20 protein-coding genes are annotated in these 22,200 nt (G+C 63.7%); 13 read left to right on the top strand and 7 right to left on the bottom strand.

From position 1 onward, the window contains the following. The 3 genes from brnQ to QKE52_RS12710 form a co-directional block, all read right to left on the bottom strand. Positions 1-1,273 (bottom strand): branched-chain amino acid transport system II carrier protein (gene brnQ, locus QKE52_RS12720; protein ID WP_347948946.1); only part of this gene is annotated, 1,273 nt, incomplete at its 3' end. Between the two features lie 38 nt (positions 1,274-1,311). Next, the gene (locus tag QKE52_RS12715; RefSeq protein WP_347948945.1) at positions 1,312-2,409 is read right to left on the bottom strand and encodes an aminotransferase class I/II-fold pyridoxal phosphate-dependent enzyme; all 1,098 of its coding nucleotides are present in this window, start codon (positions 2,407-2,409) and stop codon (positions 1,312-1,314) included. A 10-nt stretch (positions 2,410-2,419) separates the two neighbouring features. Then, positions 2,420-4,252 carry an ABC transporter ATP-binding protein gene (locus QKE52_RS12710; protein ID WP_347948944.1) on the bottom strand — a complete coding sequence of 611 codons (1,833 nt, stop codon included), beginning with the start codon at positions 4,250-4,252 and terminating at the stop codon, positions 2,420-2,422. A 90-nt stretch (positions 4,253-4,342) separates the two neighbouring features. Between QKE52_RS12710 and QKE52_RS12705 the strand changes: the two genes are divergently transcribed. Together QKE52_RS12705 and idi are read left to right on the top strand one after the other, a co-directional pair. Then, positions 4,343-4,879 carry a hypothetical protein gene (locus QKE52_RS12705; RefSeq protein WP_046649026.1) on the top strand — a complete coding sequence of 179 codons (537 nt, stop codon included), beginning with the start codon at positions 4,343-4,345 and terminating at the stop codon, positions 4,877-4,879. Further along, positions 4,876-5,400, top strand: coding sequence for an isopentenyl-diphosphate Delta-isomerase (idi, locus tag QKE52_RS12700; RefSeq protein WP_347948943.1), 525 nt, complete (start codon positions 4,876-4,878; stop codon positions 5,398-5,400). The genes QKE52_RS12705 and idi overlap by 4 nt, the downstream gene beginning before the upstream one ends. A 10-nt stretch (positions 5,401-5,410) precedes the next feature. Here the strand turns inward: idi and QKE52_RS12695 are convergent, their stop codons facing one another. After that, positions 5,411-6,682 carry a carboxylesterase family protein gene (locus QKE52_RS12695; protein WP_347948942.1) on the bottom strand — a complete coding sequence of 424 codons (1,272 nt, stop codon included), beginning with the start codon at positions 6,680-6,682 and terminating at the stop codon, positions 5,411-5,413. A gap of 174 nt (positions 6,683-6,856) precedes the next feature. Here QKE52_RS12695 and QKE52_RS12690 point away from each other — a divergent pair, with 174 nt between their 5' ends. Next, the gene (locus QKE52_RS12690) at positions 6,857-7,012 is read left to right on the top strand and encodes a hypothetical protein (RefSeq protein ID WP_168162657.1); all 156 of its coding nucleotides are present in this window, start codon (positions 6,857-6,859) and stop codon (positions 7,010-7,012) included. A gap of 12 nt (positions 7,013-7,024) precedes the next feature. Here QKE52_RS12690 and malQ read toward each other — a convergent pair whose 3' ends face one another. Continuing rightward, positions 7,025-9,124, bottom strand: coding sequence for a 4-alpha-glucanotransferase (malQ, locus tag QKE52_RS12685; RefSeq protein ID WP_347948941.1), 2,100 nt, complete (start codon positions 9,122-9,124; stop codon positions 7,025-7,027). Positions 9,125-9,217: 93 nt separating this feature from the next. Here malQ and QKE52_RS12680 point away from each other — a divergent pair, with 93 nt between their 5' ends. After that, complete coding sequence (locus tag QKE52_RS12680; RefSeq protein ID WP_347948940.1) at positions 9,218-11,059, top strand: long-chain fatty acid--CoA ligase; 1,842 nt, start codon at positions 9,218-9,220, stop codon at positions 11,057-11,059. Between the two features lie 158 nt (positions 11,060-11,217). Next, positions 11,218-11,898, top strand: a complete 681-nt coding sequence (locus tag QKE52_RS12675) for a hypothetical protein (RefSeq protein ID WP_070513599.1) — start codon at positions 11,218-11,220, stop codon at positions 11,896-11,898. 181 nt (positions 11,899-12,079) lie between these two features. Here QKE52_RS12675 and QKE52_RS12670 read toward each other — a convergent pair whose 3' ends face one another. Together QKE52_RS12670 and QKE52_RS12665 are read right to left on the bottom strand one after the other, a co-directional pair. Then, positions 12,080-13,147 carry a hemolysin family protein gene (locus QKE52_RS12670; RefSeq protein ID WP_347948939.1) on the bottom strand — a complete coding sequence of 356 codons (1,068 nt, stop codon included), beginning with the start codon at positions 13,145-13,147 and terminating at the stop codon, positions 12,080-12,082. Next, entirely contained in the window at positions 13,147-14,520 is a 1,374-nt protein-coding gene (locus tag QKE52_RS12665; protein ID WP_347948938.1) for a hemolysin family protein, read from the bottom strand. The genes QKE52_RS12670 and QKE52_RS12665 overlap by 1 nt, the downstream gene beginning before the upstream one ends. A gap of 140 nt (positions 14,521-14,660) precedes the next feature. On the opposite strand from QKE52_RS12665, the gene hemW reads away from it, so the two are divergent. The 8 genes from hemW (at position 14,661) to QKE52_RS12625 (ending at position 22,059) form a co-directional block, all read left to right on the top strand. Further along, positions 14,661-15,797: a radical SAM family heme chaperone HemW gene (gene hemW, locus QKE52_RS12660; RefSeq protein WP_049157273.1), complete on the top strand. Its 1,137-nt coding sequence runs from the start codon at positions 14,661-14,663 to the stop codon at positions 15,795-15,797. Positions 15,798-16,088: 291 nt separating this feature from the next. Beyond that, positions 16,089-17,123, top strand: coding sequence for a heat-inducible transcriptional repressor HrcA (hrcA, locus tag QKE52_RS12655; RefSeq protein WP_347948937.1), 1,035 nt, complete (start codon positions 16,089-16,091; stop codon positions 17,121-17,123). A gap of 54 nt (positions 17,124-17,177) precedes the next feature. After that, positions 17,178-18,320, top strand: a complete 1,143-nt coding sequence (gene dnaJ / locus QKE52_RS12650; RefSeq protein ID WP_102233707.1) for a molecular chaperone DnaJ — start codon at positions 17,178-17,180, stop codon at positions 18,318-18,320. Further along, positions 18,320-19,060, top strand: a complete 741-nt coding sequence (locus QKE52_RS12645) for a 16S rRNA (uracil(1498)-N(3))-methyltransferase (protein WP_070517877.1) — start codon at positions 18,320-18,322, stop codon at positions 19,058-19,060. The genes dnaJ and QKE52_RS12645 overlap by 1 nt, the downstream gene beginning before the upstream one ends. Before the next feature lie 10 nt (positions 19,061-19,070). Beyond that, the gene (locus QKE52_RS12640; RefSeq protein WP_046649036.1) at positions 19,071-20,036 is read left to right on the top strand and encodes a PhoH family protein; all 966 of its coding nucleotides are present in this window, start codon (positions 19,071-19,073) and stop codon (positions 20,034-20,036) included. After that, the gene (ybeY, locus tag QKE52_RS12635) at positions 20,033-20,608 is read left to right on the top strand and encodes an rRNA maturation RNase YbeY (RefSeq protein ID WP_046649037.1); all 576 of its coding nucleotides are present in this window, start codon (positions 20,033-20,035) and stop codon (positions 20,606-20,608) included. Before QKE52_RS12640 ends, ybeY begins: the two co-directional genes overlap by 4 nt. A 115-nt stretch (positions 20,609-20,723) precedes the next feature. Continuing rightward, positions 20,724-21,572, top strand: coding sequence for a pyridoxal kinase PdxY (gene pdxY / locus QKE52_RS12630; RefSeq protein ID WP_070513584.1), 849 nt, complete (start codon positions 20,724-20,726; stop codon positions 21,570-21,572). A gap of 145 nt (positions 21,573-21,717) precedes the next feature. Further along, positions 21,718-22,059 carry a hypothetical protein gene (locus tag QKE52_RS12625; RefSeq protein WP_128081866.1) on the top strand — a complete coding sequence of 114 codons (342 nt, stop codon included), beginning with the start codon at positions 21,718-21,720 and terminating at the stop codon, positions 22,057-22,059. Positions 22,060-22,200: the final 141 nt, after the last annotated feature.

The raw sequence follows: 22,200 nt of genomic DNA, 5'->3' as shown, positions 1-22,200 counted from the left end.
GCGTAGGAACTACCCAGCCCAGGCCAACGTCTTGACCAGGGGAGAAGCTGAGCGGGGCGCCGAAGGAGGTGGCAGCGGACCACAGCACGGAAACCCACAGGGCCAAGCGGAAGCCCCAGTAGAAGGTGACCCACTTCTTGACTACCGGCTGCAGAAGCGTCAGCGCGATCAACGAGATAGCCGGCGGGTACAAGAACACGATGAAGGGCACCGCGATGGCAAGCACCGTGTCCAGGCCTTGGAAGGCGAAGGCGATGGACAGCGCGGTAAACAAGCAAGCCCAGAAGTGGTAGGTGGTCTTCGGCACGAGCATGGCGAAGAACTCCGAGGTGGCGGAAATCAGGCCCACGGCGGTGGTCATGCATGCCAAGATGACGATGGCGGAGAAGACGGCCTGGCCGACGTTTCCCATGGTGAGATTGGAGGCGTCGGCAAGCAAGGCGGCGCCGGAATCATAGGAGGCACCGTTCGGCATGGTTTGGCCGATCCACGCCAGGCCCAGATAAATAGCGGCGAGCAGAGCGCCGGCGATGACCGCGGAGAGAACGGTTCCGCGCAGCAGCTCACTGTTCTTGGAAAAACCCTTGGAACGCAGCGAGGTCACGATGACGATGGAGAAAGCCAGGCCTGCGATGGCGTCCATGGTGTTGTAGCCCTCGAAAAGGCCCGTGACGAAGGGCGCGGAAGCGTACTCCTCGGTCGGAGTGCCGGGCATGCGGGAATGCGCCAGCGTGGCCAGGGTGATGAGGACGGCGAGCAGGATGACCAGTGCCGGGGTCAGGAACTTGCCCAGGGTGTCGATGATGTCATTGGGGCGCCATGCCAAGGCCAAAGCGATGAGGAAGAAGACGACGTTGAAGGCGCCGTTGGCAAAGGTTCCCTCCCACCCGAGCAGCGGGGTAATCGCAGTCTCCATGGACACCGCGCCGGTGCGCGGCAGGGCGTAGAAGGCGCCGATGGCCAAGTAGGCGATGACGGAGAAGGCCACGCCGAAGATCTTGCCGCCGTGGTTTCCGATGTCTCGCACGGATTGACCGGAAATGGCCACCGCGATCACCGCTAAGACCGGCAGTGCCACGCCGGCGGCGAGGAAGCCCAAGGTGGCCGGCCAGAAGTTGGTGCCGGAGGAGACACCGACCTCCGGTGGGAAGATGAGGTTGCCCGCTCCGAAGAACATGGAGAAGAGCATGAGGGAGGCAACGATCACGATGCCGATGGGCGAGCTCGTCTTTGAAGTGGACTGGGCGGGGGCCTGAACGTCATTTATGGACATTTTTCTAAGGATAATGCCCATGGCATGAGATGTAAATTTTAGCTAAATGCTTTCTCCAGCCGGTCGAGTGCCTCTTCCAGCAGCTCACGGGAGGTTGCAAAGTTAAGACGGGCATGATGCTCACCGCCCGTACCGAAGGTGACACCCTCGTTGAGGGCTACCTTGGCGTGCTCGCGAACCCAGGCCGCGGGCTTCGGGTTATCCGCAATGGCGGTCTCGCTAAAGTCCAACCACAGCAGGTAGGTGGCCTGCGGGTGGGAGGTCTTCAATCCCGGCACGCGCTTGGGCAGCTCCTCCACCAGCCAGTCGCGGGTCTTCTTCAGATACTCGATTTCCTCGTCAAGGAACTCGCTGCCGTGGCGGTAGGCGGCCTCTGCTGCCAAGACGCCGAGCGTGCCGGTGCCGTCCTTGGCCACGCCGGTCAGCGAGTTCCAGCGCTCGACGTCCGCGGTGTTGGAGAAGATCACCTGCGCGCACTTTAAGCCCGCGGTGTTCCACGCCTTGGACGTGGCGGTGACGGTAATAACGCGGTCGGACAAAGCGCCGAGCGGGATGTGGCGGCCTTCGTAGACCAGCGGGGCGTGGATCTCATCGGAGAGGATGCGGGCATCGTACTTCTCCGCCAGCTCCACCAGCCCTCGCAGCCAGTCCTCATCAAAGACAATGCCCAGCGGGTTATAGGGGTGGGAGAGCAGGATGGAGCCGGCGCCGGCCTTAAAGGCGCGCTCGATATCGTCGAGCTCCAGCGTGGTTTCAATCTTCTCGCGCCCGGCGGTCTCCGGCAGCTCTAGCAGCGGCGGGTAGGAGGGAACCGGCACGGCCACCGCGCCTTCGGTGAAGTACTGCACGCCGAGCAACAAGCCGCGCACCACATCCCCGATCCAGAAGACGTGTTCTGGGCGCCAGCCGTAGCGCGATTCGTAGAAATCTGCTATTGCCGCGTTGAGCTCGGAGGCCTTGGGCGCTGGGGTGTAGCCGAAGGATTCGGCGTCGACGGCCTCTTGGATGGCCTCCTTGACCGCTGGCGCGGTGAGGAAGTCTGATTCGGCGATCCACAGCGGGATGACGTCTTCGTCATAGACGGTCCACTTGCGGGTGCCGCGGGCGGAGAGTTCTTTCAGGCTAGGGAAACGCATGCGTCCCACCTTACTCGTCGGTGGCTTGGACGAATCCGTATTTTTTCAATCGCTGCCGGTCGGCGGCGGAGGCGGATTGGGTCAGGCGCAGCAGCTCAGCGTAGATGCCGCCGGACTGGGCTAGCTCCGCTGGCGCGCCGATCTCGGAGATGCGGCCGCGGTCCAGGGTGATGATGGTGTCCACGTCCGCGATGGTGGACAGGCGGTGCGCGATGATGAGCGTGGTGCGGTCCTTCATGAGCTCATCCAGACCCGCCTGCACGGCGCGCTCGGCCTTGGTATCCAGCGCCGAGGTGGCCTCGTCGAGGACGAGGATGGGGGCGTCTTTCAGCATGGCGCGCGCCACGGCCACGCGTTGCTTCTGCCCGCCGGAGAGCTTAAGGCCGCGCTCGCCGATGACGGTGTCGTAACCATCGGGGAATTCTTCGATGAAGCCGTGTGCATTGGCGCGCTTGGCGACGTCCACGATCTCCTCCATCGTCGCCCCCGGCTTGCCATAAGCGATGTTTTCCCGAATGGTGCCGGAGAAGAGGTAGGACTCCTGGAAGACCACGCCGACCGAGGCGCGCAGGCGCTCCGCAGTAAGTTCCGCGGTGTCGTGGCCCAGTACCGTCAGCTTTCCCTCCGTGGGCTGGTAGAGGCCCAACAGGAGGTTGACCAGGGTGGACTTGCCGCCGCCGGACTCACCGACGAGGGCAACCTTGTGGCCCTCCTGGGCGGTGAAGGTGATGTCGGCGACGACCGGCTTATCCGATTCATAGGAGAAGGACACGTCCTCGAAGGCGAAGACCGGGCCTTCCGTCGGGCGCAGCGGCTCGGCCGGGGTGAGGTCGAGCTCCGGCACGTCGGAGGTTTCAGCGGCGGCGACCAGCTGCGGGTTGACCGTGGGCTCCGGGACTTCCTCCATGACCTTGAAGTAGTCCTTGGAGCCGGCGATGGCGCGCTGGCTGACATCCACGATCCAGCTCATCATGAACACCGGCTGCTTAGCCATGTTTACCAGCTGCAGGAGCATGACCATGTCACCGATGGAGAAGTGTCTCTCCAAGGTGCGCCAGAAGATCAGGCCATAGATGCCTAAGAAGATCAGCGCCATGGCCGCGCCACGGGCGGTATCCATGGAATGCCACCAGCGCGACTGCGGCTTCGTGGTATCCACCACCGTGCGGTAGCGCGAACCGAAGGAGGCCAACTCGCGGGCCTCAGCGACGAAGGACTTGGTCACCTTCACTTGGCTGATGACCTCCGCGAAGCGCCCGTTGGCCACGTCGATGTTCTCATTCTTGATGGCCTCAAACTCCTGCCAGCGCTCCGAGGTCAGTGCGGTTAGCCACATATAGATAGGGAAGAGCGCGGCCAACAGGATGGCCAGCGGCCAGTAGTACACCGCGGTGATGACCAGCACCGCTGCCGCCTGGATGAGCATGACGAAGAAGTTATTGGAGAAGGACTGCAGGAACTGCGTGATATTCGCAATCGAGCGGTCCAAGCGCGCGATGATGGTGCCGGTGACCTGGTTATCGTAGTAGCCCTGCGGCACGGAAAGCAGCTTGGCAAAGTAGCGCGTCGAAAGAATCTGGCGCAGGCGTGCGACCATGACATCGCCGATATAACCACCGATATTCTTCACCACGTTGCCCAGCGCATCCGCCACAAAGAGTGCCACGACCCACCACAGGATGGTGCGCAGCGGGCCGCCCGCGACGACGGTGTCGGTGGCCTCGCGGAGGATAAACGGGGTCAGCAGCGACAGAATCGCGGTGACTGACGCGGTGATAAGGACGCCAAGATAAAACGGCCACAGGGCGGATGCGCTGCGGACGATGCGGAGAATAGAGTTCATCGCCGGCCGATGTTACGCCCTTAATAGGAATATCCAACCCGTCGACTAAGGTAGGGGAGAAACCGAAGTCGTGATGGAAAAGGATCCGCGGTGAAGAAATACCTCCCCTTAGCGTGCGCCCCGCTGTGCCTGGCTGCCTTGTCAGGCTGCAGCATCCTCCAGCCGCCGGACGTGGGCCCGCAGGACAACATCGTGGTGTCTAGCTCGGAGCCGCCGACCTTTGAGGCCAAGGACGTAGACGCTCATGAGGTCACCTCCAACCTGGCGGCACCCGTCAAAGATGAGGGGCTCAACGTGGAGTTCGAGCTCCAGGGGCTGTACTCCGGCGGCGGTGGAACGGTGCTGACGGTGAAGATTCACAACCTCAACGAGGTGCCCCTGCCTGCCGACGCCCTCGCGGAACCCACCTTGGAGCGCGCCGACGGCAACGGCGGCTGGGCCACCGTGGATCCCGTTCCTTATGACCCGGAGGTCAACGTGGACCTAGCCGCGCCGGGCTTGGATCACCCGCTGGGCGCCGGTGCGTCCACCAACCTTCAATATGTCTATAACGTTGCCCCAGGCAACCTCTGGAACGCGCGCTTTAGCATCGGCAACGTGCGCTATGTAGGAGACCTCAATCTATGACGGAACTCGTCGTTCTAGCCTCGCCGGAGGGCAAGCCCGCCGGCACCGCTGACAAGACCGCCGTACACACCGCAGATACCCCGCTGCATTTTGCCTTTTCCGCGTGGGTGGTACGCGATGGCCAGCTGCTGCTGACCCGCCGCGCCCTGTCCAAGCTGACCTGGCCCGGCGTGTGGACCAATTCCTTCTGTGGGCACCCGGGCCCGGATGAGCCGACTGCCGACGCCGTCGTGCGCCGTGGCCGCTTCGAGCTTGGCCTGAGCGGCACGCCGCGTTTGGTACTGCCAGACTTTGCCTACCGCGCCGTGGATTCCTCCGGCGTGGTGGAGAATGAAATTTGCCCGGTCTACCTCTTCGAGACCGAAGATGATCCGACGCCCAATCCCGACGAAGTCGATTCCTTCGCGTGGGCCCCGGTGCGCGATGTGCTCGCCGCCGTCGACGCCACGCCGTTCGCCTTTAGCCCGTGGATGGTGGAGGAGCTGACCCACGAACCGCTGCGCGCGGCCCTTTTGGCTTAACGCCCCCGGATCAGAGCAGGCTGCCGTCCTGGGCAAAGGCCGCCGAAATATAATCCAAGCTGGAATACGCCACGCGATGCTCGTCGTTATCCAGGTTGTACTCCCAGATAGCGTGCTCCGGGCGGTAGGCCTCGAATCCGGGCTCGCCTGTGCGCACAAAGTCCTGCAGCCACTGGGCTAGCGGCGTCCTGCCGAAGAGCGGACGCAGCTCCTCGCAGTGCAGGGCCGGGCCCGAGGATCGGGTAAATTCCACCATCCAGGTCTTCCCCGGAGCCTTCTCCGCCACCTCGGCCGCCCACCGGCGAATGATGGAATCTCCCACCATCCGGCCCATCGGGCGCTCCTTGTCCATGTGCTGCGCCACCTGATACCAGGGTGTGAAGCCGTTGCGGGGAAAGCCGAAGCGCGGCGCCGCATAGCGCAGGATGAGGGCACGGAAAGGGGAGCGGTCGACCTTCTGCGTGGCTGGGATGTTGTAGAACTCGTCGCGGGTGCTGGCGAGGATGAGGGGGACGTCGGCAAGCTGCCCACACTCCAGCGGGGTGGGGCCCAGCGCCATATCGAGGCTGTACTTCTTGCGGAACTTGGCGTAGCCGGCGGCGAGCTCCTCCTGGCTCATCGCCGCCAGGGAGGAACGCGTGATGGGCTTTTTCATCACCTGGCGCAGAGTGGCACTGCGCTCCTCGAAGCTCTCTCGCGGGAAACCAGGGGACAGAGCTAGCGCCCGCCGAAACGCCCCGCGGTAGTGATCGCGCCGGCACAGCCACAGCACGGCGTTGGCGCCGGCGGACTGCCCCAGGATGGTCACGTTGGTGGGATCGCCGCCGAATGCCTCAATGTTGTTCTGGATCCATTCCAACCCCAGCTGCAGGTCCTCGATGGCGCGGTAGCGGTCGGGCTCGTCATCACGAAAACGGGCAAGCCCCGGCAGCCCAACGCGATAGCCCAGTTGCACGTGGACGATGCCCGCCTGTGCGGTCGGCGTGCCCTCCGCGCGGGGATCCTCGTGGGAACCGTGCTCATAGCGGCCGCCGTGGATATAGACCAACGTCGGCGCCAGGGACGTCGCGCGGCTGCCGGGCGCGGGGGCGGTGATGGTCAGCGCGGTCTTCTCCGGGTGCGGGGTGCGCGCATCCTGGTCACGTGGCGGTGCGGGTTCGGGGTTCTCAAAATCCCCGGGGATGTGGGAGTACTCGATGGAATGGAAATGGGCCACGTCCTCATCGAGGTAGCCGGTGATGGTGCCCGCGGGGCAGGTGACGGTGAAAGGTGCACGGCTCATGCACAACAGGCTACCCTGAGGGCATGGAATGGCTCGTGCAGGCGCCGGTGTGGGTGCAAATGGCGGTGCTCGCCGTCACGGCGGTGCCGGCCGCAACCGTCATGGGGTGGCTCCTGATGTGGGCAATCGACCGGGTGTATTCGTGGCTTGTGCCCGTGACTAGGATGAAGAACCATGACTCCCGATGATCACCGCGAAGGCCTCTGGGACCCTGAGCGCTCCGAACACGTCCACCGCAAGCGGGCACTGCCTAAATCCCGAGTGAGCGTGACCCTGTGGCTGATGATCGCGCTCATCGTCGTGGTAGCGGTGGTGGGCGTCGTCCTTTAAAGGGACGACGCTTTAGCGCTCGGCCCCTGGCCTCTTGGCGGCTTGGGCGAGGCGCTGGTAGAGCTCCTGCTTCGGTAGATCCTCCAAGAGGACTGGCTCGCCGGCGGTATTACACAGCGGGATACACCAGTTGGGGTACTGGTCCTTCGTCGTGCCCGGCTGGTTCTGCGCGCGCACGTCACCGACCATGTCCACCACGTTGGTCACCGTCAGTGCCGAGGGAGTTCCCGCAACATAGCGGTGCAGGGCGACGAGCACGTCCTCTTCATTCTCGCGGTTCTCCAACATGCCATAGGCCTGCAGATTATCCTTGACCTCTTCCTGCCACGCGCGGTCCTCGGCCTCTTCTTCCGCCACCGGGCGGGTCAACAGACCCAGGCGGGCGCGCAGTGCGATGTGGTCACCGCGCAGGAAGGCGAGCGTTGGCGGCAGATCGTGCGTGCCCACCGAGGACATCGCCATGTGGCGGTACTGATCCTGCGGGCGCGGGGTGGGGCCTTCGTTGGCGTGCTCAAACCAGATGATCGTGGTGCCAAGTACTCCCATGTCCTGCAGGGCATTCTGGACCCAGGGTTCCAGGGTGCCCAGGTCTTCGCCCACGAGGACCGCGCCGGCGCGCTCGGCCTCGAGCGCGAGGATGCCGAGCATGGCTTCCCAGTCATAGGTCACGTAGGTGCCGTTGAGTGGGGTGGACTGGCGCGGGATCCAGTACAGGCGGAAAAGGCCCAGCACGTGGTCGACGCGCAGACCGCCGGCGTTGCCCAGCATCGTGCGCAGCAAATCGCGCCACGGCTCGTAGCCGGCTTCTGCCAGCCGGACCGGGTGCCACGGCGGCTGCGACCAGTCCTGGCCCTGCTGGTTATAGTCATCCGGCGGAGCACCCACCGAGCACTGGGGAGCCAGGTACTCGGAGAGGTTGACAGCATCGGCACCAGCGGGGTGGATGCCCACGGCCATATCGGTGATGAGGCCGATGCTCATGCCAGCGTCGAGCGCGCGGCGCTGGGCGGCATCCAGCTGCTCATCGCAGAGGAACTGCAGCCAGGAATAGAACTCGGCTAAGTCGTTGACGTCGAGGCTCAGCGCGTGGCGGCGACCACTGTGGCGCGAGAGTTCAGTCTCTGCACACCACAGCGCGAAATTGCGCAGGCCGCGGCCCTCGCGGCGCTGGTACTCGCTGAAGGCGGTGCGGCGCTCCGGGGTCATTCCCTGGTTGAAGAGCTCCTGCAGCACCTGCAGCTTGGCCTCGAAGATGGAATCGCGGTCGATCTCTTCGGCAGACCGGTTGCGCTCGCGGAACTCGGCGGCGAGCTCGGCGACGTCCTCCTGAAGCTCCGGGCTGAGCTGTTGCAGCTCCGGAATATCCTCGATGCGGATGTAAATCGGGTTGATGAAACGCCGCGTGGTGGGCAGGTAAGGCGAATCCTCCACAGGCGGGATTGGCTCGCCCGCGTGCAGCGGGTTGATAAGGAGGAAGTCATAATCCGGCGCCAGTACCTCCGCGAGTTCGGCTAGATCTCCGAAATCGCCCATGCCCCAGGACTTCTCGGAGCGCACCGAATACAACTGCGCCATCGCGCCCGCGGCGGGGCGGTCGAGGAAGCGATCTGCTGTGCTCAGATGGTTCGGCACGACGATGAGCGGGCATTCGTGCTCGCCGATACCCGGCGAGGACAAGTGCAGCTTGTGAAAACCTAAGGGCAGGTCCCCGGGAACGTGGAAGCCGGCCTCGCCCCACATGGTGCCGGCGACGTCGGCAGCCGGGGCGTCGTTCGGATCCTGATAAGTCGGCCGCGTCTCGCCGTTTTCCAGCTCGATGGTGACGGTGACGGGGTCGCCGTCGTGGACGTGGACGACGAAAGACTTTTCGGCACCTTCGCGGGCCACCACGCACGGCGGCAGCGGGCGGGAGGCGCGCTCGAGATAATCCTCGAACAGGGCTTGGGTTAGCTCCTCATCGTCCGGACGGTCGGAGATAGAGACGCCGAGTGCGCGCAGCGTATAGGTAATTGTTTCCTCGCTGACGTACACGGGCTGTCCGTTCTGGGCGGTGTACTCGCAGGCCACGCCGTGGCGTTGGGCAAGTTCTTGAAGCAGATCACGGGTAGTCACATCCCCCAATTGTGCCACGCCCTCCCCGCGCGCGGGAGAAATCCGGTTGGTAGAGTGGGCTGGAATTTAATTTTTGTGGGAAAGGACACAACTGTGACTTTGAATGAAGCGCATACGAAAGCGGAGTTCGAGATCAAAGACGGGGAGACCTGCCTTACCGCCATGATGGCTACGGCACACGCCCGCCCACATGGCGTGCTGTTTACCCGCCCCGCGAACTACGAGTGGGTCAACGTCACCGCCAAAGAGTTCGTGGAAGAGGTCTACGCGGTGGCCAAGGGCCTCATCGCTTTCGGCGTGGAGCAGGGCGACCGCGTGGCACTTATTTCTACCACCCGCTATGAGTGGTCCCTGCTGGACTACGCCATCTGGGCGGCCGGTGCCATCTCCGTTCCGGTGTACCCGTCTTCGTCGATGTCACAGGTCCAGTGGATCATCGAGGACTCCGGCGCCATCCTCGCCATCACGGAAACCCGCGAGCACTCCGAGCTGGTCAAGCACCTGAAGCTGCAGGAGGATGGCACCCCGCAGCTGCACGGCTCGCCCTCCCAGCTGCGCCGCGTCCTGGAGATTAACTCTTCGGCCATCGATACGCTGAAGTTTGAGGGACGCGATGTCAGCGACGATGCCGTCGACCAGCGCATCGAAGCCACGAACACCGATGACGTCGCCTCGCTGGTGTACACCTCTGGCACCACCGGGCGCCCCAAGGGCTGCATGCTGACCCACCGCAATTGGCTGGCAGAAGCCCGCGGCCTGCTGACCAACCCCATCGGTGCTATCGCCGTGCCGGGCTCCCACGTTCTGACCTTTTTGCCGCTAGCGCACGTCTTTAGCCGCGCGGTGTCCCTCGCGGTCACCATCGGCGGCGCGTCCCAGAACCACTGGTCCGACTTCAGCACCATCACCATTGAATTCGCGCGTTCCCGCCCGAACCTGATCCTGGGCGTGCCGCGCGTGTTTGAGAAGGTACGCAACGGTGCCTCCGCCAAGGCCCACGGTTCTTCTGCAGTCAAGGGCGCCATCTTCGACCGCGCTGAAAAGGTTGCCATCGAGTACTCGAAGGCACTGGATACCCCGGAGGGGCCCAACCGAGTTCTTAAAGCCAAGCGCAAGGCCTATGACAAGCTGGTCTACGGCGCCATTCGTCAGGCCATGGGCGGCGAAGTCAAGTACTGCATCTCCGGTGGCTCGGCCATCTCGCAGGACCTGTTGCACTGGTATCGCGGCATCGGCGTGACCATCTACGAGGGTTACGGCCTGACCGAAACCGCGGCTGCGGCCGCCGTGGACTTCGTGGACCAGTCCATCGGCACCGTTGGCCCGCCGCTGGGTGGAACGACGCTGCGCATTAACGACGACGGCGAGATCATGATCAAGGGCGATATCGTTTTCAAGGGCTACTGGCAGAACGAGGAGGCCACAGAGAACTCCCTGCAGGACGGCTGGTACAACACCGGTGACCTGGGTGAGATTGATGAGGACGGCAAACTCGTTATCACCGGCCGCAAGAAGGACCTCATCGTCACCGCTGGCGGTAAGAACGTCTCGCCGGGGCCGATGGAAGATATCCTGCGCTCCCACCCGCTGATTTCCCAGGCCATGGTGGTCGGCGACGGCAAGCCTTTCATCGGCGTCTTGCTCACACTCGATGAGGATGCGCTCAAGCGCTGGAAGGCCGATCACAACATTTCTGCGACCAAGGGCATGCGTGAGGTGGCAGCGGATCCGGCACTACGCGCGGATATCCAGGACGCCATCAACCAGGTCAACGCTACGGTCTCCCACGCCGAGGGCATCAAGAAGTTCGTCATCCTCGACCAGGACCTCACCGAGGAAAGCAACGAGCTCACCCCCACGATGAAGGTGAAGCGCTATGTCGTGGCGCAGCGCTACGCAGCGGATATCGAGCGCCTCTACGCCGGCAAGAAGTAACGGCGGCGCAGGTACGGTCCGGCGGCATGCAGCCGCTGGACGGAGTCTGTGAATTCCTTCGGAGTGTCGCGCAGACCCACGGGAGAATCTCTAATAGAGTCAGCGGGGTCAGAAAAACTCTAAACCTCAACTAGAGGTTCTCGCGGAAAGGGCAGCCTATGCACAAAATCGCAGCCGAGCTGCGCCACCGTGAGCTGACCCAAGAAATCTATAACATCGGCGACGAAGTCGTTGACTACATCGAGCACCTCATCGAGGCCATCGAGGACTGGGATGATGAACTTTCCCTCGACTGCTTGGCTGAGCTGGGGGACATCGTCGAGGACGCCCGCGTGGATTCTGGGCGTTGTGTCGGCGAGCTCATCGGCCTGCGCCACGCGCTGGTCTCCGGGCTGAAGTCCGGCACTATCTCGGCTGCCTCCTCCGGCGACAACGACGTTGAGGAACCGAAGCAGCTTACCGCCCGCGCACTCGCTGAGGGCCTGCCCATCTCCGGCCCGCCCGTCGTGGTCTCGGAGCTGGCAGAGACTCTGCGCGGTCGCACCGCCGCGGTAGCTGCCTACCTGCGCGAGCTGGTCGAGTACGTGCTGGCGCAAACCGACGCCGTGGCCCGCAACCTCGACGTGGTCTCCCTGCCGAACCTGTACAAGCGCGCCGGCGAGTCCGCGCTCATCGCAGTGCAGGCCTGGCGCCACACCGTCGTTGAGGCACACCCCGCCTTCGTGCGCACCATGCGCGGGCATAACCCGCCGCCCTTCCTGGAGGAGCGCGCGCGTATCGACGCCGTTGTTGCCCGCGTGCGCGCCAAGCGGCAGAAGAAGGCCGCCACGACCGCTTAAGGAGCCGCATCACAGACTTCCTTGTTGCCAACACACAAGGATTATCTAAGAAAAGCGCCACCGAGATTCCCTCTCTCGGTGGCGCTCTTCGTTGTTAGCGTGGCACGTTCAACTTTGCGTGTCACCGCTTAGCTTCGTGTGCCACACCCAGCTTTCCGTGCCACCGCCTAGCGCGTACGCGCTAGGCCCCCGGGTTCTTCGACGCCGGCACGGCCTGGTCCAGCTGCTCCGTAATCTGCGGCCACAGCTGGCCCATGATGTCATCCCAGGTCAAGATCCACACCGTCTTGTCCTTGGTGGGCTTGCCCACGACGACGAGCTGCTCATTGCGAGCACGCATCTGGTCCAGAGTCTTCTGCACGGTGGAGGAGGAGCCCACCGCCAGTGCGGGGCGGGAGAAATCCAGCACCGGAGTTTCCGGGTCCGCCAACAGGGTGTCGCGCACATGGACGATGCGGGGGATGCGCGAGGTACGCGGGTAGACCAGCACGCGCATGATGGACTTGCGCACCACGAGCTCGTGGAGCTCGGCCACGGTGGCATCGGAGGATAGCGGCAAGATTTCCGAGCCGTGCTCGCGGGCCAACTGGGCCGCGGTGGAGGCTTCCAGCTCGATGACGCCGGTGATCTGGTTCGCGGAGTCGTCGTCAAGCGTGCCCGTCAGGCGCGAGTGCTCGACGAGGTGGCGCAGGGTCTCCGCGTCATAGCCGGCCGCACCGGCGCGATCGACGGGTTCCTCGCCGGCCATCGTCACCAGCTTGTTGGCCATCTTGTTGATCCAAATCAGCAGCGGACGGAAGAGCCAGATGAAGCCGCGGGCGGGCACCGCGATGAGCTGGAGGGCGGTCTCCGGGTGAGCAATGGCCCAAGACTTCGGCGCCATCTCACCGATGACCAGGTGCAGGAAGGTCACGACGAAAAGGGCCAGCAGGAAGGAGATGACATCGGCAACGCCCAGCGGCAGGCCGAGGGCCTCCAGTGGCGTCATCAACAGGTGATGGACCCACGGCTTGGTCACGGCACCCAGGACGAAGGTCGCGGCGGTAATACCCAGCTGGGCGCCGGCCAGCATGATGGTCAGCTCGTTGAGCGAGCGCAGGCCCGCGCGCGAAGCTGCCGAGGATTCCGCGGTTTCCTCCAAGCGGTTGCGGCGCGCGCCCATGAGGGAGAACTCGATGACCACGAAGAACGCGGAAGCAGCGATGATGAGAACAGTGATAAGGAGGTTGAACCACCAGGTATCAGTCATTAGTCATTCTCTCCTTCCGGGAATTCCTCCACCAGCTCGAGTGCCAGGACGGAGGGGACGTGGCGGTCGATTTCCTCGACGCGCACGTTGAGCGTGCGGATGGGGGCTTCGTCGCCGTCGACCCAGTCTTCCGGCTCGGCCTCAAGCTCGATGGAAAGCTCTTCGCCTTCTTCCGGCAGCGTGCCGGAGTGCGCGATGAGCAGGCCGGCGACGGTTTCGAAATCGCCCTCCGGCAGGTCGTGGCCGATGGCGCGCTCCACCTCGTCGATGGGCGTGTCACCGTCGACGATCCAGTGCGTCTCGTCTTGCTCAGTGATTTCCTCGGTTTCTTCGAGGTCGTGCTCGTCGGTGACATCGCCGAGGATTTCCTCGGCTAGGTCCTCCATGGTCACGATGCCCACGAAGCCGCCGTATTCGTCGATGACGCAGGCGAGTTTCTCGTCGGCGTCGCGAAGCTCTGTGACGACGTCGGGAAGCGGCATGAGCTCCGGCACCACCACGGGTTCCTTCATGATTTCGCGCGCCGGGGTGGCCGCGGGCAGTTCGGTGCCCAGAACGTCGTAGAGGTGCACCACGCCGATGGGATTGTGCTCATCGTCGATGATGGGGTAGCGCGTGTGGTTCTCCGACATCATCTCGCGCACCTCACCGATGGTGGTCTCCGGCTCGATGACATCCACGCGCGAGCGCGGAATCATGGCGTGTCCCACGTCGTGTTCGGGGAAGTCGAGGAGGCGGTCGAGCACCAGGTAGGTGTCCTCATCCAAGTCGCCGGCCTCGTGGGAGGCATCCACGATGGACTCCAAGTCATCGGTGGTGGCAGAAGAATCGACATCCTCCACCGGCTCGATGCCGAATAGCTTGAGCAGGGCATTGGAGGAGTACTCGAAGAAGTGGATGAGCCAGCCAAAAATCTTGAGGTACCACATGGTGGACGCGGACAGCCACAGCGCTGACTTCATGGGGGCGGCGATGGTGTAGTTCTTCGGGAAGAGCTCGGCGAAGAGCATGGTGAGAACCGTCGAAATAGCAAGCGCCGCCACGGTGCCTACCGCGACGGATACACCCGTGGGCACGCCCACGCCGCCCAGCAGCTGGCCCAGGCCTTGGCCCACGAGGGGCTCGGCCACATAACCGATGAGCAGGCCGGTAATCGTGATACCCAGCTGCGCGCCGGAGAGCATGAAGGATGTCTTTTGCGTGATCTTTAAGGCGCGCTCCGCGGGCTTATCCCCAGTCGCTGCGCGCTGGCGCAGCTGCGTGCGGTCCACCGACATGAAGGCGAATTCCTGCGCCACGAAGTAGGCGTTGGCCACGATAATGAGAGCGATGACGGCGAAACCCGCCACAATCATCAGGATGGCAGATAACACGGCTTACCCCACCGCCTTAAGGAGGCGGCGGGGACATCGACTCGGAGGTTCCACTTAAAAGAGGCCTTTCTTCACTATCGGGGTTGCAAATCTGCACTATAGACTACCGCTTTAACGGCGCTGTCGGATACTTTGTTCCCATGGATCCCTTTGGTCTCTACATTCACGTTCCTTTCTGCGCCTCCCGTTGCGGCTACTGCGACTTCAACACCTATACCCCGGGTGAGCTGGGAGGGGACCTGACCAGCGATTATCTGGCTGCTCTGGAGAAGGAACTGGAGATGGCGGCGGCCCAGGTGGGGCGCGAGGCCGAGACGGTTTTTATTGGCGGTGGCACGCCGAGCCTGCTGGGCGCCGACGGCCTGGGCCGTGTCTTGTCGAAGGTTCGCGACACCTTCGGCCTCGCCCCGGACGCGGAGGTCACCACGGAATCCAACCCGGAATCCACCTCGCCGGAGTACTTCGCTGGGCTTCTCGACGCCGGCTTCACCCGCCTTTCCCTGGGCATGCAATCCGCCTCCCCGGGGGTGCTCGCCGTGTTGGAGCGAGCCCACACGCCGGGCCGGGCCTTCGATGCGGCGCGCGAAGCCATCGATGCGGGCTTCGAGCACGTCAACTTGGACATGATTTATGGCACGCCGACAGAAGAAGATGCGGATGTGGCCCTGACCTTGGAGCGTGCCTTGGAGACCGGGGTGGATCACATCAGCGCGTATTCGCTCATCGTGGAAGATGGCACGCGTATGGCCCGCAAGGTATCGAAGGGTCTGCTTCCGGCCCCGGATGAGGACGTGCTGGCCCGGCGCTATGAGATGATCTCCTCCACGCTCGAAGCCGAGGGTTTCGAGTGGTATGAGGTGTCCAACTGGGCCAAGCCGGGCGGGGAGTGCCAGCACAACCGCATCTACTGGATGGACGGCAATTGGTGGGGCGCGGGCCCGGGCGCGCATTCGCACCTGGGCAACGAGCGCTTCTTCAACGTGAAGAACCCGCGGACTTACATCAAGGCCGTCGGCGAGGGGGAGCTGCCCATCAAGGAGCGCGAGCAGCTCAGCGCCGCCGACCGCCACACCGAGCGCATCATGCTGGGCCTGCGCCTGCGCGAGGGCATCCCGGCGTCCTGGCTCGCGCCGGCCGCCGAGCCCGTGGCCGCGCGCTTTATTGAGCGCGGCCTGCTCGAGCTTTGTGACGGCCGCCTCCGCGTGACCAAGGCGGGCCGCCTGCTCGCGGACGGGATCATCACCGACCTCCTTGTGGCTGAAGACACCGCTCGTTAGCGGCTTGCCCCACCTGCGGGCCGGCCTCCAAGTCCGCATCAGCTGGCCCACTAGCGGCTGGCTTCGACCCTCGTAGATGGTTCCAGTGAAAAGGCTCCAGTCAGAAGGTTTGTTTGGGGGGCAAACAAACCTTCCTTGGGCTGCAAGAAGGTTCGTTTGGGCACAGGTAAACCGTATGACCCGAACCATTTGAGTAGAACCACTTGGAAGCGGCGGTGAACTACCTGCCCGTAGTCGTTGATTTCCACAGCTTTTCCACCCCTGACCGCCAGAACGGATAGCCTTAAAGACATGTCTAGCTCCACCGATGCCCGCCGCCAAGAAGTCCTGCGCGCCATCGTCGCGGACTACATCGCCTCGCAATCGCCGGTCGGCTCCAAGGCCCTGCTCGAGCGCTACCAGCTGGGCGTGTCCTCGGCGACGATTCGCAATGACATGGCCGTGCTCGAAGCCGAAGGCCTCATCGCCCAAGAACACGCCAGCTCCGGGCGCGTGCCCACGCAGAAGGGCTACCGCCAGTTCGTCGACACGCTCCACGACGTCAAGCCGCTCTCCAAGGCCGAGCGCCGCGCCATGCTCACCTTCCTCGAAGGCGGCGTCGATTTGGAAGACGTCCTGCGCCGTTCGGTCCAGCTGCTGGCCCAGGTGACCAAGCAAGCTGCCGTGGTGCAGATGCCCAACCTCAAAGTCTCCCGCGTCAAGCACTGCGAGGTCGTAGCTTTGTCACCGGTGCGCCTGCTGCTGGTGCTGATTACGGATAATGGGCGCGTCGATCAGCGCAATGTGGAGCTCGATGACGTCATCGACCCCGAGCAGACCCACCGCCTGCGCGATATCCTCAACACCGCCCTGGAGGGCAAGACTCTCACCGATGCTTCGGCGGAGCTGGCTGCGCTTGTCGACGACTCCCCGGCCGACATCCGCCCCCACCTCCTCAAGGCGGCGACGACGCTGATTGAGACCCTCGTGGAACAACCTTCCGATCGCCTGATCATGGCGGGAACCTCTAACCTCACCCGCGTGGCCCTGCCCGAGGGCCTGCCGTTGATCATCGAGGCCCTGGAAGAGCAGGTCGTGGTGCTGAAATTGCTGGCGCGCGTGCCGGCCCTGGGCAATGTTTCGGTCTCCATCGGCGAGGAAAACGAGGCCGATGAGCTGCGCCAAACCTCCGTCGTGGCTACGCGCTATGGATTCGGCACCGGCTCGGAGGCCGCAGCACTTGGCGGGCTCGGTGTGGTGGGGCCGACGTATATGGATTACTCGGGAACAATCTCCAAGGTCTCTGCCGTTGCACGCTATGTGAGTGAAATTCTGGCGGGCGAGTAAGCTGGCCCGTCGGATTAGATTTAGCATCAACGAGATATAGAAGGATGACAGTACGTGGCTCGTGACTACTACGGCATTCTTGGTGTAGAAAAGTCGGCGTCCGACGCCGAGATTAAGAAGGCCTACCGCAAGCTGGCGCGCAAGTACCACCCGGACGTGAACCCGGGCGATGACGAGGCCGCGGAGAAGTTCCGCGAGGCTTCCCTTGCGCAGGAGGTTCTGCTGGATCCGCAGAAGCGCCGGGTTGTGGACATGGGTGGTGACCCCATGGAGGAGCGCGCGGCCCAGGGCGGCGGCTTTGGTGGTTTCGGTGGCGGCGGCCTCGGGGATATCTTTGCCGAGTTCTTCGGTGGGGGAGCAGCCTCCCGCGGCCCGCGTTCCCGCGTGCAGCCGGGCGATGATGCGCTCCTGCGCACCACCATTACCCTCGAGGAGGCCTATAGCGGCGTTAAGCAGCAGGTTAAGGTCGATACCGCTGTGGTCTGTGACCGCTGTGAGGGAACCGGTTCCGAGTCCAAGTCCAAGCCGGTGACCTGTGATCACTGCGGCGGCATGGGCCAGGTCCAGGAGGTCCAGCGCAGCATGCTGGGCAACATGATGACCACCCGCGATTGCCCGAAGTGCTACGGCTTCGGTGAAGTGGTCACCGATCCCTGCGGCCACTGCGGCGGCGATGGCCGCGTGCGCAAGCGCCGCGATATTACGGTGAACATCCCCGCCGGCATTGGCGATGGCATGCGCATCCGCATGGCGTCCCAGGGCGAGGTCGGCCACGGCGGCGGCCCCGCTGGCGACCTGTACGTGGAGGTGCACACCCAGCCGCACCCCGTCTTCGAGCGCAATGCCGATGACCTGCACCTGACCGTGCGCGTGCCCATGGTGGATGCCGCGCTGGGTGCTTCCTGCACCGTCGAGCAGCTTGACGGCGAAGAGCTCACCATCGATATCGCTCCGGGCACCCAGCCGGGCGAGTCCATTACCGTGCAGGGCAAGGGCATGCCGCGCCTGCGCACTGATGGTTATGGCAATCTTTTTGCCCACGTCGACGTCGTCGTCCCGACCGACCTGGATAAGAAGACCCGCGAGGCCCTCGAAAAGGTCCGGGCTGCCGGCCACGGCGGCACCGAGGTGCACCGCGCCGACGATGACCACGGCGAGTCCCTCTTTAGCCGCTTCCGCGATAAGTTCCGCCGCTAATGTCTCTGCCTGTTTTCCTCCACCCGGACCTGTCCCTTGCTGAGGTCGGCCAGCCCGTGGGCCTCGACGGCGCGGAGGGCCGCCACGCGGTCACCGTCAAGCGCATGGGACCAGGGGAGCATCTAGTCCTGATCGATGGGTCCGGGCGCCGCGCCACCGCGACCATCACCGATACGCAGGGCAAGGACACGCTGGCCGCGCTTGTCGACGACCTCGCGATCATCCCCGAACCCTCCCCGCGCGTCATCGTGGTCCAGGCCATCCCGAAGTCGGAGCGCTCCGAGCTCGCCGTCGACCTGGCCACCCAGGCCGGAGCGGATGAGATCATCGCCTGGCAGGCAGACCGCTGCGTGTCCAAGTGGGATGCCAAGAAGGCCCCGAAGGCGCTAGCCAAGTGGGAATCTGCGGCCGTGGCAGCCGCCAAGCAATCGCGCCGCGCGCGCGTGCCGGCCGTGCGCGGCCCGCTGACCACCCGCCAGCTGTGCCAGGAAATCTCCGGTGCTCGCGCGCTGGTCCTCCACGAGGACGCCGAGGCTCGGCTCAAGGATCTTGCTGACCTCGACTCCGCCGAGACCATCTACCTGCTGGTGGGCCCGGAGGGCGGCATCGGCGCGGAGGAACTAGCCCGCCTACAGGACGCCGGTGCGACGGCGATCAAGTTGGGGCCGGAGGTGTTGCGGACGGCGTCGGCAAGCATGGTGGCGTTGGCCAGCATCGGCACCCTGACCGCGCGCTGGTAGCCTTTTGGGCGTGCCTATTATCACCACCAAGTTTGATCTCGATTCCGCCTACCTCGCCACGGTGCTCGGTCCGGCGGACGATAACCTGCGCGTTTTGGGCAACCTCGTGGGCGTGGACCTTTTCGCTCGCGGCACCACAGTCACCGCCGCCGGCCCGGACTATGAGGTGGCCCGCGCGCGCAAGGTCCTCGAAGAGCTCGAGGCGATTGCCCGCCGTGGGCACCCGGTGAGCACCGATACCGTGAAGCACACCCTGGACCTGGTCACGGTGGATGCCCCAGCCTCTGTGTCTGAGACGCTCGCGGCGGATATCGTCTCGCGCCGCGGCAAGGCCGTGCGCCCGAAAACTCTTGGCCAATCGCGCTATGTGCAGGCCATCGATGAGAACACGATTGTCTTCGGTATCGGTCCGGCCGGTACCGGTAAGACCTACTTGGCGGTGGCGAAAGCGGTGCAGGCCCTGCGCGCCAAGCAGGTCAGCCGCATTATCTTGACCCGCCCGGCAGTTGAAGCGGGGGAGAAGCTGGGCTTTCTGCCCGGCACCCTCAACGACAAGATCGACCCTTACCTGCGCCCGCTGTACGACGCTTTGCGGGACATGATCGATCCGGAGATGATTCCAAAGCTCATGGAGGCCGGCATCATTGAGGTCGCACCCCTGGCCTATATGCGTGGCCGCACGCTCAACGATGCCTTCGTCATCCTCGACGAGGCCCAAAACACCACCCCGGCGCAGATGAAGATGTTCCTGACGCGCCTGGGCTTTGGCTCCACCATCGTGGTGACCGGCGATATTTCCCAGGTGGACTTGCCCGGTGGCCAGGTCTCCGGTCTGCGCCTGGTGCGCCGCATTCTGAAGGGCGTGCCGGATATCCACTTCGCGGAGCTGGGCTCTGCTGATGTGGTGCGCCACCAGCTGGTCGGGCGCATTGTCGAGGCCTACGATAACTTTGCTGAGCAGGAGGAGAAGAAATGAGCATCGAGTTTATTAACGAGTCCGGTTATGACGGCGTCAACGAGGAGATGCTGATCGACGTCTGCTCCTACGCCCTCGGCCGCCTCGACGTGAATCCGGATGCCGAGTGCACGATTACTGCGGTGGATCTGGATACCATCGCGGAGCTGCACGTGCGCTGGATGGACCTAGAGGGCCCGACCGATGTGATGAGCTTCCCCATGGATGAGCTCACCCCGGGTGCTACCGCTGGCCGCCCCGACGCGGTGGAGGCCGGACCTGCGATGCTGGGCGATATTGTGCTCTGCCCGGAGTTTGCTCAGCGCCAGGCCACGGCCGCCGGCCACTCACTGGGCCACGAGCTGGCTCTGCTCACCGTGCATGGTTGCCTGCACCTGCTGGGCTATGACCACACGACTGCGGCGGAGGAAAAGGAAATGTTCGGCCTGCAGAATGAGCTGCTGGCGGACTGGTACGAGGACTTGGCAGCACGCGGCGTGAGCTACCAGCCCAAGCCTTCTGGCCCGAAGGCCTTCCCGGATGCGGCCGAGCGTGCCGAACTGGACAAGGAAGTCCCCGGCGGCGGAATCTAAAGTGACTCGGCGCGGGTTTAGCGCCACTCCAGACACGGTCACTCTAAAACAGTTTCTTTGCTTAAATGAGGCCAATCGTTGAGGTGCTGCGTGGGGCGTAGCACAATAGGGGATTATGAACATCCTCTCCATTCAGTCCCACGTCACCTTCGGCCACGTGGGCAACTCCGCAGCAGTCTTTCCACTTCAGCGCGCTGGCCATGAGGTGTGGCCGATTCACACGGTGAACTTCTCCAACCACACCGGTTATGGCGATTGGGGCGGGCCGATGATCCCGGCGGAAGAGGTCACGGCGATTGTGGACGGCATCGAGAAGCGCGGCGCCTTTCCGCGCATTGATGCGATTTTGTCTGGCTACCAGGGCGGCCCGGACATCGCCGGCGCCATCGTGGATGCCGTGAACCGCATCAAGGCGGTTAACCCGAGTGCCCTCTATGCCTGCGACCCGGTGATGGGCAACGCCAAGTCCGGCTGCTTCGTCTCCGATGAAATCCCGCCGCTGCTGCGCGATAAGGTCGTTCCCGTCGCGGACATCATCACCCCGAACCAGTTTGAGCTGGGCTACTTGACGGACTCCGAGGTCGGCACCTTGAAGCAGACCCTCGCCGCGGTGAAGCGCGCTCAGGAGATCGGACCGAAGACTGTGCTGGTGACCTCGGTGCAGCGCCCAGAGACCAGCGAGGACGAGATTGAGATGCTCGCCGTTGATGGCGAGCGCGCCTTCCTGGTTACCACCCCCAAGCTGCCGTTCAAGCGCAACGGCTCGGGCGATGTCACGGCCTCGCTTTTCACCGGCCACTACGTGGAGACGCATGATGCGAAGGAAGCGCTCAAGCGCACCGCGTCTTCCGTCTTCGACTTGCTGCAGAACACCTACGAGGCGGATTCCCAGGAACTGCTGCTCATCGAGTCGCAGGACGTCTTCGCTCACCCGCAGCTGCAGTTCCAGGTCACGGAGCTCTAGCTTTCACGCCTCTTTCGCTGCCCGCGCGCCTTTGCAGCCTTGGGCTCTGTCTGGTTTTCTTGGTCTCGCGCACCAGCCTGATCCTTGGTTTTGCTTGGTCTCGCGCGCCAGTCTGATCCTTAGCCCCGCAAAAGGCGTCCGGCAAATGGCATCCCGCAGAAGGCATCTGTCAGAAGGCGTTTTCACTCCTGAAAACGCCTTTTGCGGCGTCCAGATGGCGTTTTTCCTACCAAAGACGCCTTTCGGAAGATGCCGTTTGCAAGATGCCATGTGGCGCAAGCTTTTTCGCAGTCAACATGCGGCGGATAACCTCGCGCCACCAACCTTCACCCGCACCTCGTTGCTGCTTTCGCGGCCCACCTTCAACGATGTCGTTTCCAGCTATAAGGTTCTACTCAAACGGTTCGGGTCAGAAGGTTCTCTTGGGGGCAAACAAACCTTCTGGAGGCCGCTAGATGGTTCGTTTGGGGGCAAGGAAACCTTATGACTAGAACCGCCTGACTCGAACCATCTGCAGGGCGGATGACCCCCGGAGGAGCACAGAAGGTCCCTTTAGTCTGGTCCCTTCGCACACTAAAGGGACCATTTAGCACGCGAAAACCGGCACCAGATGGTCCCTTTGCACAGA

Origin of the sequence: Corynebacterium sp. c25Ua_47, from assembly GCF_039907205.1 — a bacterium.
Classification (GTDB): Bacteria; Actinomycetota; Actinomycetes; order Mycobacteriales; family Mycobacteriaceae; genus Corynebacterium; species Corynebacterium hiratae.
Note: the sequence above shows the minus strand (reverse complement) of the source record. Positions and strands in the feature narration are given on the sequence as shown.